This window comes from Bradyrhizobium sp. USDA 3256 (genome assembly GCF_054058275.1).
In genome coordinates this window covers 4,708,755-4,721,265 of record NZ_JBSSAE010000002.1, presented here as the reverse complement: position 1 = coordinate 4,721,265, position 12,511 = coordinate 4,708,755, and the positions used below count along the sequence as shown (strand labels likewise).

The following is a 12,511-nucleotide window of genomic DNA, read 5'->3' as shown; positions in this document are numbered from 1 at the left end:
GACCTTACTCCGCAGCGCGCGCGATCGCGTCGGCCCTGCTTGTGGTGACGACGACCTTGATCGCGTCATCCACGCGATCCCGTGCATATCTGAGCGCCGTCGGCAGGTCTTCCAGCGGAAACGTATGCGTGTGGATCCTTGTCGCGTCGAACCGCTTTGCCGCCATCAATTCCATGGCGCGGCGCGTGGCGCTGCGGCCCTCGCCACGGATCCCGTAAGCGTAGATGTTGTTTCGCACGAGATACGCGATATCCAGCGTCGCGGCCTCGTGCGGGAAGGCGGCCAGACAAATCTTGCCGCCGCGGTTGGCCATGTGAATGGCCTGGTTGAGAGTCGCTTCGGTGCCGGCGCATTCGACGACATAGTCCGCGCCGATCCCCCCTGTTAGTTGCTTCACGACCGCAACGGCGTCTTCGTCGTTGATGTTGATGACGTGGTCGGCCCCCAGTTCCTGGCCGATCGCCAGTCGCTTGTTGCGCGTGCCGGTCAGAATCACCGGACTTGCGCCAAGCGCCTTGGCCACAGCAACTGCGAGAAGTCCGATCGGCCCCGGGCCGATCACCACGACGCTCTCGCCGGCCACCAATCCTCCCAATTCCGTCAAGCCGTACATCGACGTGCCCGCGGTCACCACGAGCGTCGCCTCCGCGTCGCTCATGCTATCCGGTACGCGCGCCAGCGTATTAATGTGGTTGACTGCGTACTCCGCGAATCCACCGTCGGTCGTGAAGCCGTTGGCGCGGTGGCCCTTCTCCGGCTTTCCATAGTTGAGACAGGAGGTGTACATGCCCTGGCGGCAGCGTTTGCATTGACCGCAGCCGGCATGGATTTCGACGCTGACCCGCTCACCGATCCTGAATTCGTCAACGTCCGGTCCGAGTGCGGCGACCGTGCCCATGTATTCGTGGCCTGGTGTGAAGTTCTTGTTGAAGGGCAGACCGCCCTGAATGCTTGCCGGCGACCCGGCATGGATAATTTCGAGATCGGTGGCGCAGATCGCAACCGCGTCGATGCGCACCAGCACCTCGGCGCGCGAGGGGACCGGCGTCGGCTTTTCGCAAAGCAGGAGCTGGCCGGGCTCACCAAGGACCCAGGCCTGCATCAGGCCGGGAACGGGTAGATCGGGCGATGTGCTTACGCCGGGCGGCTGGTACATGGGCGTTTCCTCTTTTGGTTGACAGCCTAGCGCGAAACGACTGGCTGCCGCGAGCACCCGATGGTCGGCATCGGAGCCGTTGCATTTGCTGCACGGCAGCAAGCGCGTCGCAAAACATTCATACGCGGCCTATACTTGGTCCCCCGGTTGATGTTGAAATCCTCATTGCATCCTCTCCCAGACCGGAGCCTCCCATGAAGACCGTCCGCCTCGTCCTTGCGTTGCTGGCGCTGACGCTGATCGCGCCGTGGCAATCCGCCAGGGCGGCCGACGTGATCTGCTACAATTGTCCGCCGGAATGGGCAGATTGGGCGTCGATGCTGAAGGCGATCAAGGCGGATCTCAACTACGATATCCCGCACGACAACAAGAATTCCGGCCAGGCGCTGGCCCAGATCCTGGCCGAGAAGAGCAATCCGGTCGGTGATATCGGCTATTTCGGCGTGACCTTCGGCATGAAGGCCAAGGCCCAGGCTGCGCTCGAGCCCTACAAGCCGGCGCATTGGGATCAGGTCCCGGCCGGCCTCAAGGACCCCGAAGGCTACTGGACCACGATCCACTCCGGCACGCTCGGCCTGTTCGTGAACAAGGATGCGCTTGGCGGCAAGCCGGTGCCGGCCTGCTGGAAGGATCTCCTGAAGCCTGACTACAAGGGGATGGTCGGCTATCTCGATCCGTCCTCGGCGGCGGTCGGCTATGTCGGCGCGGTCGCCGTCAATCTGGCGCTCGGCGGCTCGCCAGGCAACTTCGATCCGGCGATCAGCTTCTTCAAGGAACTGCGCAAGAACGATCCGATCGTACCCAAGCAGACATCGTATGCCCGCGTCGTCTCCGGTGAGATGCCGATCCTGTTCGACTACGACTTCAATGCCTATCGCGCGAAGTACTCGGAGAAGGGCAACTTCGAGTTTGTGATTCCCTGCGAGGGATCGGTGGTGTTTCCCTATGTCGTTGGTCTCGTGAAGAACGCGCCCGACAAGGAGAAGGCCAAGAAGGTGATGGACTATCTCTTGTCCGACAAAGGGCAGGCGATCTGGACCAATGCCTATCTGCGTCCGGCCCGCCCGATCGAGCTGCCGGCTTCCGTGAAGGGGAAATTCCTCCCCGACAGCGACTATGCCCGCGCCAAGAGCGTCGACTGGGGCGAGATGGAAAACGTGCAAAAAGCCTTCGTCGACCGCTATCTCGTCGAGGTTCGCTGAGGCAATATGGTGCCCTTCGCCGGGGCACCATTCTTCCGATGTCGCAAAAATCCTTCGTTTGGTTCTGCCTGCTGCCGCTCGCGGTCGTGACCACGGCATTCTTCCTGCTGCCGATGGCACGGCTGGTGGTTGCGGGTGCCGAAGGACAGCATGGGCTCGCCGGATATCTCGCCATCCTGACCGAAGCTCGTTATCGCGCGACGCTGATCAACACCGTGCTGCTCGCGGCGGCAACGACGATCGTGACGCTGATCGTGGCGACGATTGCCGGAATGTTTCTGCAGCGGCACCGCTTTCCAGGGCGGGCCGTGCTGATCGCGATGCTGACCTTTCCGCTGGCGTTTCCCGGCGTGGTGGTCGGCTTCATGATCATTCTGCTGGCGGGGCGGCAGGGGCTGATCGGCGATCTGTCGAACCGGATCTTCGGCGAGAAGTTCGTCTTCGCCTATTCGATCTACGGGCTGTTCCTCGGATATCTCTACTTCTCGATCCCGCGCGTGATCCTGACCATCTTGGCGGCCGTGCAAAAGCTCGATGTCGGTCTGGAAGAAGCCGCGCGTTCGCTCGGCGCCAGCCCCTGGGCGGTCCAGCGTGACGTCGTGCTGCCGGCGCTGGCGCCGGCCTTCGTTGCGTCCGGCGCGATCGCATTTGCGACCGCGATGGGGGCCTTCGGGACTGCGTTTACGCTGGCGACGAATATCGACGTGCTGCCGATGCTGATCTATACCGAGTTCACGCTGGCCGCCAATTTCGCGACCTCGGCCGCGCTGTCGGTGGGACTTGGCCTGATCACCTGGCTCATCCTCGCGCTCGCCCGCTCGTTCAGCGGCAGCGCGGTCGCGGCGGCCGGGTGAACGCATGCGCGATCGCTTGATCTTCACCGGCCAGTTCATCTTCACGCTGCTCGTTGCCGCCTTCCTGGTGGTCCCCGCAGGGCTGTCGATCTCCGCCGGCGTCACCGTGAACTACTTCCGGGGCATCCAGTCCGGCGTGACCCTGCAATGGGTCGCGCAGGTCTGGGAGCTCTATGCCGGTACCATCCTGCTCTCCTTCGTGATCGCATTCGCGACCCTTGCCGTCACGCTGCTTGCCGGCGTTCCCGCAGCCTATGCGTTGCATGCGCGGGGAGGCCGGCTTGCGCGCATCGTCGAGGAGATCATCACGTTGCCTTTGGCGATCCCCGGGCTTGCGATTGCGCTCGCACTGCTGCTCGCCTACGGCAGCTTCGGCGACTTTCGCCGCTCCTGGCTGTTCATCCTGGTCGGGCACGTGATCTTCACCATGCCGTTCATGGTGCGGTCGGTGATGGCGGTGTTCGCGACCGTGGACATCAAGACGCTGGATGAGGGGGCGGCTTCGCTGGGGGCGTCGCCATGGCGACGCTTCCGCGACGTCATCGTGCCGAACGCACTGCCGGGAATTCTTGCCGGCGCATTGATGGTGGTCACGCTGTCGCTCGGTGAATTCAACCTGACCTGGATGCTGCATACGCCGTTGACGAAGACACTACCGATCGGGCTCGCCGACAGCTACGCCTCGATGCGGCTCGAGGTGGCGTCGGCCTATACGTTGATCTTCTTCGTGATGATCATTCCGCTGCTGGTCGCGATGCAGCTGCTGGCCGACAGGGATCACAAGCGATGAGCACGGCCGGGCATGGCGCAGCGGTGCGGATCGAGGCGTGCGGCAAGACCTTTGCCGACGGCACGCGCGCGCTCGATCCCGCAACCCTCGACATTGCGCGTGGCGAGACGCTGGTGCTGCTTGGGCCGTCAGGCTGCGGCAAGACCACGATGCTGCGCATCATCGCAGGCCTCGAGCTGCCGGATGTCGGCGGCAAGGTCCTGTTCGACGGCAAGGACATGACCTCGGTCCCGATCGAGCGGCGCAATGTCGGGATGGTGTTCCAGTCCTACGCCCTGTTCCCCAACATGACGGTGGCGGACAATATCGCCTACGGGCTGAAGATCCGCGGTGTTGCCAGAGGCGAGCGTGCCGCGCGCGTCGCCGAGCTGGTTGCTCTGACGAACATCACGGGATTGGAGAATCGCCGCATCGACCAGCTTTCGGGCGGCCAGCGTCAGCGCGTCGCACTGGCGCGCGCCGTCGCGATCCGGCCCGGCATCTTGCTGCTCGACGAGCCCTTGACCGCGCTCGACGCCGCGCTGCGGGACCGGCTGCGCAGCGAGCTCAACCGGCTGTTGCGCGCGCTTGGGATCACGACGATCTATGTTACCCATGATCAGGCCGAAGCCATGGAATTGGGCGACCGGATTGTCGTGATGCGGAAAGGCGCAATCGCCCAGATCGGCACGCCGCGCGAGGTCTACTTCGCGCCGAAGGACCGGTTTGTGGCGGAGTTCATCGGAGCGGCGAACATTGTGGAGGCTCCGGTCGAGAACGGCGTGTTGATCCTGCCCGGCGGGCGGCTGCCGATCGAGTGTGGCGCGACGACCGCGAACGCGACCGTTATGATCCGCCCCGAAACCATTCGCGTGACGGAGGCGGGCGAGGGGATACTCTCGGGAATCGTCGATTCCGTCAGCTTCATCGGCGACCGGCAGCGGCTCGTCGTGAGTGATGCATCGAGCAAGCCGCTCAATGTCGACGCTCCCAACACGATTCAAGCCAGGATCGGCGATCGCATCGGGCTTTCGATTGCGCCCGACGCTGTCCGTCTGCTTCCCTCCGAACCACGAGATTGATCGATGCCGTCGAAACCGGTTCTCATCGCCCAGATTTCCGACCTCCACATCAAGCCGCCGGGAGCGTTGGCCTATGGTCGGGTCGATACCGCAAAGGCGCTTGAACGCTGCGTGGCGGCGATCAATGGATTCGAGCCGGCGCCCGATTTCGTCGTTATCTCGGGCGACCTTGTCGATACGCCGTCGGTCGAGGAATACGACCATCTCAAGCGACTGCTCGCGCCGCTGCGCGTTCCGTTTGCCGGAATTCCCGGCAATCACGACTCGCGTGCGTGGATGCGTGCCGCGTTTCCTGCCGCACCCTATGTTGACGCCACAGGCCCGCTCGACCAGAAAATCGAGGTGAATGGCCTCGATCTGCTGCTGCTTGATTCAAGCGTTGCCGGGAAGCCTCATGGCATGCTCGAACCTTCGACGCTGCAATGGCTGGAAGCGGCACTGGCGGCAGCAGTCGGCCGGCCCGCGCTGCTTTTCCTGCATCACCCCCCGTTCAAGGGCGGCATCTGGCACATGGACCGCCAGGACCTTTTCAATGCCGCAGAACTGGCAGCAATCGTCAGGCATCACCCGCGGGTGCGTTTGATCGGCTGCGGGCATGTCCATCGTGCCATGCTGACCTCCTTCGCCGGGATTCCCGTGACATTGTGCCCCGCGCCGAACCATGCGGTCGACCTGGACCTCGGACAGCTCCGCGAACCATCGTTCAAGGTGGAACCGCCGGCATTTCACTTGCACACGTGGTTTCCGGGACCGGATTTTGGACACTTGGTCACGCACCAAGTCCCGATCGGTCAGTTTGACGGGCCGCACCCGTTCTTTGGGCCAGACGGCAAGCTGCTGTGAGCTGGCCGCGTTGACCCCTCGTATAGACGGGATCCTGCTAGGCGAGATCGTCGCGGATGGGCCGGGCATGTCAGATCAAGGGCAGCGCGCAGCTGCAATTGAGCGTTGCATCGACGCAGATTTATTCCAAATTGTACCTTGGGTGCCTTTTATCCCATTGCGCCGGCTCGGACCTTTGTTGCTGTAGGGCCCCGGGGGGGCTATACTTCTATCTGTTTTCATTGATCGATGGCTTTGTCGGCGTCCGCTGTGCTGGCGGGCCGATTGAACGCAACATAATCAGTCTGGATCACGATGACCGGAGCGCCGCCCATAGAACGAACTTCCGGCGCGCCGTTGTTTTCGAACAACAAGCTGTCGGTGTTGCGCAAGCACCCCTATTTCGCCGATCTCGAGCCCGAGGCATTCGATCAGCTCTGCCGCTACGCCAAGCACACCACGCTGAAGCGGGGCACGACGATCTTTTCCAAGGGCGATCCGGGCACCAGCCTGATTGCGGTGATCTCGGGCACGGTCAAGATCAGCATCTCGTCGCCGGATGGTCGCAACGCGATTTTGAACCTGATCGAGGCCGGCGAGATCTTCGGTGAGATCGCGCTGCTCGACGGCTTGTCGCGGACGGCCGATGCCACCGCCAACACCAATTGCGAGCTGTTCGTCATTGACCGGCGCGAGTTCATTCCGTTCGTGCGCAGCCAGCCGACGCTTGCGATGAAGTTCATCGAGCTGCTTTGCGAAAGACTGCGCCGGACCAGCGATCAGGTCGAGCAGGTCATCCTGCAGAACCTGCCCGGCCGTCTGGCCAGCGCGCTGCTGCGCCTGAGCGACAAGCACAAGCCGCAGGGGCGCACCATCTCGATCACCCAGCAGGAGATCAGCGAGATGGTCGGGATGACGCGCGAGAGCATCAACAAGCAGCTTCGCGCGTGGGCGATACGCGGTTGGGTCAGGCTCGAGCATGGCGCGATCGTCGTGTTGAAGCCCGAGACCCTCCAGGAGCTGGTCGACGCCGGGGCGAACGACGGCGAGTAGTCGCGTCGGCCGCCCGGTCGGTCGCGCATTTCACGAAGCGGTGAGCTGAACAAGGCCTGTGAAGCCATTCACATCGGCCTTGCGTGCGCTGCGGTAAGTGACGCGTCAGGGGAGCACAATATGGAGGAATCCATGCAGAGCTCTTTCGACAAGCGGCGGCAGGACCCACAGCACAATTACCAGAGCTTCAGCATCAAGCTTGTCGCGTTGCCGCTGCTCGTCGTCGTTGCCTTGATCGGGATGCTGGTCAGTCATCCGGCGGCAGTCAGATGGATATCGGACGCGGCGCAAGCGGAGTTCGTCGGAACCGACACCGTCTACACCGATCCGATACCCAATATCGCGCAAGTGGCACCAACGGTCCGGCCGGGCAGCGAGATCCGGACGGTGAAGGCCTACTGATCGTTGATGCCGTCGTCGCGCGGCAAGGCGCGACGACAGCCGCTTGTCCAGCAGCAAGCCGTCCTCACGCGGCTACTCCAAGCAGCTTTGCTGCGGTCCGCCCGAGAATATTGGCCTTGTCATCGTCGCTTAGCGACGACGAGTCGAAGATGTGGTCGACCGGTGCCAGTTGCCATGGATAGGGATAGTCGCTTCCCAGCACGATCTGGCCGGCGCCAACCTGGGCGGCGAGGTGCCTGATCGCCTCAGGCGTGAAGATCAGAGAGTCGAAGTAAATCTGTTTGAGGTACTCCGCCGGCGTTCTCTGGAGCTTGATCTCTGGATTGCATCCCTTGGGTCCAACCAGACAGGCATGGTCCGAGCGGTCGGCGTACGAGCCGAGATAACCGCCGCCATGTGCAGCGATGATTTTCAGTCCCGGGAAGCGGTCGAGCGTGCCCTCGAAGATCAAATGGGAGAGTGCGATCGTCGTCTCGAGCGGATTGCCGATCGTGTTGCCAAGCCACCCATTGCCGGAGAGCCGCTTGTTGAGCTCGGGCACGCCCTGCGGATGGATGAACAGGGGAACGCTGAGTTCCTCGGCCTTGGCCCATACCGGATGAAACTTCGGATTCGAGAATTCGGCGCCGTCGACGACACCGCCGATCGCCGCGCCCTTCAGCCCCTGCTTCTTCACCGCCGTCTCCAGCTCCTGCACCGCAAGGTCCGGTGCCTGCAGCGTCAGCGAGGCGAAAGCTGCGAACCGGTCAGGCTTCGAGGCACAGAGTTCGGCGAGCTTTTCATTCTGGATTTTCACGATCTGCGCAGCAAGGTCGCGATCGCGGTCGTACCAGAACGGATTGATCGAAAGCACCTCCATGTCGACGGCCTGCGCGTCCATCGCAGCCAGCCGTTTGTCGATCTCGACGAAGGCTTCCGCGGCGCCGTTGACCGGCGGCAGTTGATATTTTCCGGCGTCCGCGCCGAGCAGCGCGCCCGCCTCGCGGAAATGGCAATGCGAGTGGATGTCGATCGTCTTGACACGTTTGCCGTTGACCGTGACCGGCAACTGCTGGCGCGATTGCTGCGCATTTGCGTTGTGGACGAGCCCGCAGCCGCAGAACACGATGCCTGCCGCCGCCGTTGCTCCCGCTTTCAGGAAATCCCGCCTTGTGGTCATGACAATCGCCTCCCTGGTTGTTTTGTTATGGAGGGGGAGCCTAGGGATGCCGGCTAGTGCTCGCAAGATCACACGCTGTGCGTGTCGCGCAATGTTGATCTGCTCAGACCGGCTTGATCCCCGCCTTTGCGATGATGTCGCGGCACTACGTCTGCAATTCGTTTGTGCATGCCATCGGGCTGTTTGCGGGCAAGTCGCCATGCAATGGATAGTATTCAGTCAGATCGGCAATGCGTCACCCTCGCTCGACTTTGATCAGGCCCCGAACACGACAACCGCCAATATCACGACCGCACCGCACCGTTGGCGGAACGGAACGGCGATTTCATGCTAAAATGAAAGAAGCGAGGCGGAAATGGGTCTGCTTACGCCGAAGCCAAGTCGACGCTAGCACTGCCTCGTCTAGGCAACAAGGAAACGTCCTCGTGAGGAGACGGGTTCGATGGGAGGGAAAATGGACCGAAACCTTGTGATCTTGAATGTCACCCGTTCGGAAACGATGTTGCGTTCCGACGGACATGCCGCCATTCAACTAGAGACCAAGGAGATGGGCCCCATCGCTTTCGAGGTGAACCTTCAAGCAATTGCCGCGCTTCGTCGGCACTTGGCGCGAGCAGAAATGCACATTCTTCAGAGCCAGAGTCAAACCAAGAACTGACCACTTCGAGGCACCTGCACGACACAGTGAAGCATCGATGGGTTCCGGTGGGGGCCAGCGGACTGTGCGAGCTCTCTCATCGCTGTCGGGACCCGGCCGCATCGAATCGATGCCAAAATTGACGATGTCCTTGTTCCGCCAGCCACCCGGTGGCCGCATTTACTGCCGGGCTACATCGATGTGGGTTCCTCCGTAGTCGGGCATCGAGATGAATATCGATGCCAGGCGATAGGTGTTTCTCGATTCCGCGAGGACTTCTTCATGGTTCTTCCACATACCGTGCATGATTGGTGGATGGCCGGGGTAGCTCGGCGTGCGGTGATAGAGCCCTCGGCTCAGGTCAATGATCCTCACGACGGGCGCCTTTTTCTTGACGGATCTGACGCAGGCGCGGTTCTGCCCGCAATGCAGACGCGTGTAGCGCATGCGCAAGATGCCGCTTGCTCTCGGTACAGAACCTGAAGCAAATCGGGGAAGTGTTGCATTCCGGGATGCGTCGCCGCAGGGAGGATTCACGTGACCGACTATCGCAAGCTATTCGATCTTACCGGCAAGACCGCCGTCGTGCTGGGAGCGGCCTCGGGAATCGGCAAATCCTCGGCCGAAGCGCTGGCCTCACTCGGCGCGCGCGTGCTCTGCGCTGATCGAGCGCAAGCGGGCGCGGAGGCAACGGCCGCTGCAATCCGACAGCAGGGCGGGTCTGCAACATCAACCAGTTGCGATGCTGCCGATCGTGCCGACGTCGACACTTTGGCAGGGAAAGCGCTGGCGGAATTCCAGCGCATCGACATCGCGGTGACGACGCCGGGACTGAATATCCGCAAGACCGTCCTCGATTACACCGAGGAGGATCTCGACCGCGTCATCAACCTCAACGTCAAGGGCACGGTCTGGTTCTTCCAAGCATTCGGCCGCATCATGGTCAAGCAACAGGGCGGTAGCCTGATTGCATGTTCCTCGGTGCGTGCCGTGACCATCGAGCCGGGACTTGCAGTCTATGGATCGACCAAAGCGGCGATCGGCCTTCTGGTCAAGGGCTTCGCGTCCGAGGTCGGGCGATCCGGCGTTCGTGTCAATGCGATCGCGCCGAGCATCGCGGAGACCGCGTTGACCGGTCCGTTCAAGCAGCGGCCCGATATCTACAACCTCTATGCCGGCCATACCGTGTTCAATCGCTGGAGCAGCGCCGACGAGGTCGCGACCGCCGTCGCCTATCTTGCATCGGACGCGGCGAGCTATGTCAGCGGCAGCACGTTGTTCGTCGATGGCGGCTGGACCGCGGTCGATGGGCCGCCGACCGGTCTCACGCAGCTGGCAGGCTAAAGGCGCGCCGAGGTTGGGTCGAACAGCGACCACGACGGCGCTGTGCTCCCCGCGCCCCGTTCCTACGGGGTGGGGTGAGGGGCCGTCTCCGCGTATCAGGCGATAGTTGCGCTTGCGGAGGCTCCCCCTCACCCGGAACGCATCTACGATGCGTTCCGACCCCTCCCCGCACGCGGGGCGAGGTAAACTGGAGTCCGCCCGCTTGATTCGAGGTAAGTCATCTCGTTCCAGGTCGAGCCATCTACGGCGTCACGTCGAGGACAAAGCCAGCCTGGCTGCGTAGCACAGACGTTTCCGACGACGTCAGCAGCGCGATCAGGCGTTGCACCTGTGACGCAGACGATGCCTGCGTCGCAATGGCCGCCGTATACATGGTGGCGAGCCCGCATTCCGGCGGCAAGGTGCCCGACAGCACGACGCCCTTGGTGCTGATGATCTCGGTCGATTGCGTGCAGCCGATCGGCTGCCGGTCATTGGACTCGGCCAGATGTCGCATGGCGGTCGCACCGTTCGGAAAGATTCTCAGTCGATCCGTCACGACATCAGCGATGTCGAGCTGCGCGAGCACCTTGGCGACATGAATTCCTGCGGTCGATGCCTTGGTATCCGGCACGAAGATCGCGTCCGCGGCGAGCAATGCCGCGCGCAGGCTAGCCGCGTCGTCGGCGCTGACCGACGGATCGCCGGCCCGAACGGCAAGGGCGGTTTCAACGCGGCCGAGGTCCGTGATCGAGCTGCGCAAAACCAGCCCTTCGCCGGCAAGCTTCGCGATCAGAGCGGCGGTCAGGATGACGATGTCGGTCGGTACGCCGGCGCGCAATCTGTCGGCCATGGCGCCGACCGCGCCAAAATCGCCAGCAATGCCGAGGCTGGTTTCGGCTTCAAACGCGGGCGCAAGGCTGCGCACCAGGCCCTGCGCCGCCCCGCCGCTCAGGATGTTCAACGTCTTCATGCGCACTGTTCCTTCGCTCGCGGTCTGCCGCTGCGTGCTTACTGGGCCTTGTCCAGCCTTTTGACGACGCCTGCCCACTTCACGATATCGGCGCGCAGGAATGCGTCGAACGCCCCCGGCGTCATGGTCATCGGCGCCGCGCCCTGCGCGGCCCAGAGCTTCTCGACCTCCGGCCGCCTGATCGCCGCGTTCACCGCCGCGTTGAGCTTGTCGACGATCGGCTTCGGCGTGCCCGCCGGAACCATCAAGCCGAGCCAGATCGTCGCCTCATAGCCGGACACGCCCGCCTCGATCACCGTCGGAACGTAGGGCAGCACCGTCGAACGAGTCTTGCCGGTCGTTGCGAGCGCTCGCACCTGTTTTTCGGCGACATTCGGCGCCATCGCGGGAACGGCATCGATCATCATCTGGACCTGGCCGCCGATGACGCCGCCGCGGGCCTCGCCGCTATTGCGGTAGGGCACGTGCACGACGTCGATGCCGGCCATGGCTTTGAACAGCTCGGCCGCCATGTGGTACGGCGTGCCCTGACCTGACGACGCATAGTTCAGCTTTCCGGGCTGGGCCTTTGCCAGGGCGATGAATTCCTGCAAGGTCTTTGCCTGTACGGCGGGGTGGACCACGATCACGAGATCCGAAGCGTTCAACGACGCGATCGGCGTCAGGTCGCGCATCAGCTCATATTTGCGCTGCGGCACCAGCGATTCGTTCGCGGTCTGGGTGTTCGACATCATCAGGAGGGTGTAGCCGTCGGCCGGTGCCTTTGCGGCCTCGAGCGTGCCGATCACGCCACCGGCGCCGGTGCGGTTCTCCACCACGAAGGGCTGGCCGAGGCTTTCCTGCAGGATGCCGCCGATCTGTCGCGCGACGACGTCGGCCGGACCGCCGGGACCGAAGGGAACGATGATCCTGACCGGCCGTGCAGGATAGTCTTCGGCGTCAGCATATGAGCCTGACATGGATACGGTCAGCAACGCCGCGACAAACACCAAGGCGTATCGCAGGCTCGCCATTGACTGAATCCCCCAACTTTAGTCTTGTTTCTTGATCAGAAGTCTAGCTGCAACCTGAAGCCTCTG

General features: G+C 62.8%; 15 protein-coding genes. 9 read left to right on the top strand and 6 right to left on the bottom strand.

The features are described from left to right. Nucleotides 1-4: 4 nt before the first annotated feature. Entirely contained in the window at nt 5-1,156 is a 1,152-nt protein-coding gene (locus ACVWY5_RS24145; RefSeq protein WP_028336861.1) for a zinc-dependent alcohol dehydrogenase, read from the bottom strand. 194 nt (nt 1,157-1,350) lie between these two features. Between ACVWY5_RS24145 and ACVWY5_RS24140 the strand changes: the two genes are divergently transcribed. Genes ACVWY5_RS24140 through ACVWY5_RS24120 form a run of 5 tightly spaced genes read left to right on the top strand, consistent with a single transcriptional unit; the run spans nt 1,351 to nt 5,906 of the window. Next, nucleotides 1,351-2,358: an ABC transporter substrate-binding protein gene (locus ACVWY5_RS24140; RefSeq protein WP_028336860.1), complete on the top strand. Its 1,008-nt coding sequence runs from the start codon at nt 1,351-1,353 to the stop codon at nt 2,356-2,358. A gap of 38 nt (nt 2,359-2,396) precedes the next feature. Continuing rightward, complete coding sequence (locus ACVWY5_RS24135) at nt 2,397-3,212, top strand: ABC transporter permease (RefSeq protein ID WP_028336859.1); 816 nt, start codon at nt 2,397-2,399, stop codon at nt 3,210-3,212. Nucleotides 3,213-3,216: 4 nt separating this feature from the next. Further along, the gene (locus ACVWY5_RS24130; RefSeq protein ID WP_028336858.1) at nt 3,217-4,002 is read left to right on the top strand and encodes an ABC transporter permease; all 786 of its coding nucleotides are present in this window, start codon (nt 3,217-3,219) and stop codon (nt 4,000-4,002) included. Next, the gene (locus tag ACVWY5_RS24125; protein WP_028336857.1) at nt 3,999-5,063 is read left to right on the top strand and encodes an ABC transporter ATP-binding protein; all 1,065 of its coding nucleotides are present in this window, start codon (nt 3,999-4,001) and stop codon (nt 5,061-5,063) included. Before ACVWY5_RS24130 ends, ACVWY5_RS24125 begins: the two co-directional genes overlap by 4 nt. 3 nt (nt 5,064-5,066) lie before the next feature. Further along, nucleotides 5,067-5,906 (top strand): phosphodiesterase, encoded by an 840-nt coding sequence (locus ACVWY5_RS24120; RefSeq protein ID WP_028336856.1) that lies wholly within the window; start codon nt 5,067-5,069, stop codon nt 5,904-5,906. Between the two features lie 218 nt (nt 5,907-6,124). Here the strand turns inward: ACVWY5_RS24120 and ACVWY5_RS24115 are convergent, their stop codons facing one another. Beyond that, nucleotides 6,125-6,277, bottom strand: a complete 153-nt coding sequence (locus ACVWY5_RS24115) for a hypothetical protein (protein ID WP_321176843.1) — start codon at nt 6,275-6,277, stop codon at nt 6,125-6,127. Between ACVWY5_RS24115 and ACVWY5_RS24110 the strand changes: the two genes are divergently transcribed. Continuing rightward, nucleotides 6,267-6,938 carry a Crp/Fnr family transcriptional regulator gene (locus ACVWY5_RS24110; RefSeq protein WP_229188843.1) on the top strand — a complete coding sequence of 224 codons (672 nt, stop codon included), beginning with the start codon at nt 6,267-6,269 and terminating at the stop codon, nt 6,936-6,938. The two genes, ACVWY5_RS24115 and ACVWY5_RS24110, sit on opposite strands and share 11 nt — an antisense overlap. Nucleotides 6,939-7,070: 132 nt before the next feature. Beyond that, entirely contained in the window at nt 7,071-7,340 is a 270-nt protein-coding gene (locus ACVWY5_RS24105; protein WP_028352146.1) for a hypothetical protein, read from the top strand. 64 nt (nt 7,341-7,404) lie between these two features. Here the strand turns inward: ACVWY5_RS24105 and ACVWY5_RS24100 are convergent, their stop codons facing one another. Continuing rightward, nucleotides 7,405-8,700 carry an amidohydrolase family protein gene (locus ACVWY5_RS24100; protein ID WP_321176842.1) on the bottom strand — a complete coding sequence of 432 codons (1,296 nt, stop codon included), beginning with the start codon at nt 8,698-8,700 and terminating at the stop codon, nt 7,405-7,407. 253 nt (nt 8,701-8,953) lie between these two features. On the opposite strand from ACVWY5_RS24100, the gene ACVWY5_RS24095 reads away from it, so the two are divergent. Further along, entirely contained in the window at nt 8,954-9,157 is a 204-nt protein-coding gene (locus ACVWY5_RS24095; protein ID WP_028336852.1) for a hypothetical protein, read from the top strand. 159 nt (nt 9,158-9,316) lie between these two features. On the opposite strand, the gene ACVWY5_RS24090 is transcribed toward ACVWY5_RS24095, so the two are convergent. Then, on the bottom strand, nt 9,317-9,583 hold the full coding sequence (locus ACVWY5_RS24090) for a cyclase family protein (RefSeq protein WP_028336851.1): 267 nt from the start codon (nt 9,581-9,583) through the stop codon (nt 9,317-9,319). Between the two features lie 90 nt (nt 9,584-9,673). On the opposite strand from ACVWY5_RS24090, the gene ACVWY5_RS24085 reads away from it, so the two are divergent. Further along, nucleotides 9,674-10,480, top strand: a complete 807-nt coding sequence (locus ACVWY5_RS24085; RefSeq protein WP_028336850.1) for an SDR family NAD(P)-dependent oxidoreductase — start codon at nt 9,674-9,676, stop codon at nt 10,478-10,480. Between the two features lie 241 nt (nt 10,481-10,721). Here the strand turns inward: ACVWY5_RS24085 and ACVWY5_RS24080 are convergent, their stop codons facing one another. Then, complete coding sequence (locus ACVWY5_RS24080) at nt 10,722-11,432, bottom strand: molybdate ABC transporter substrate-binding protein (RefSeq protein ID WP_028336849.1); 711 nt, start codon at nt 11,430-11,432, stop codon at nt 10,722-10,724. Between the two features lie 38 nt (nt 11,433-11,470). Beyond that, nucleotides 11,471-12,391, bottom strand: a complete 921-nt coding sequence (locus ACVWY5_RS24075) for a tripartite tricarboxylate transporter substrate binding protein (RefSeq protein ID WP_431017533.1) — start codon at nt 12,389-12,391, stop codon at nt 11,471-11,473. Nucleotides 12,392-12,511 lie beyond the last annotated feature (120 nt).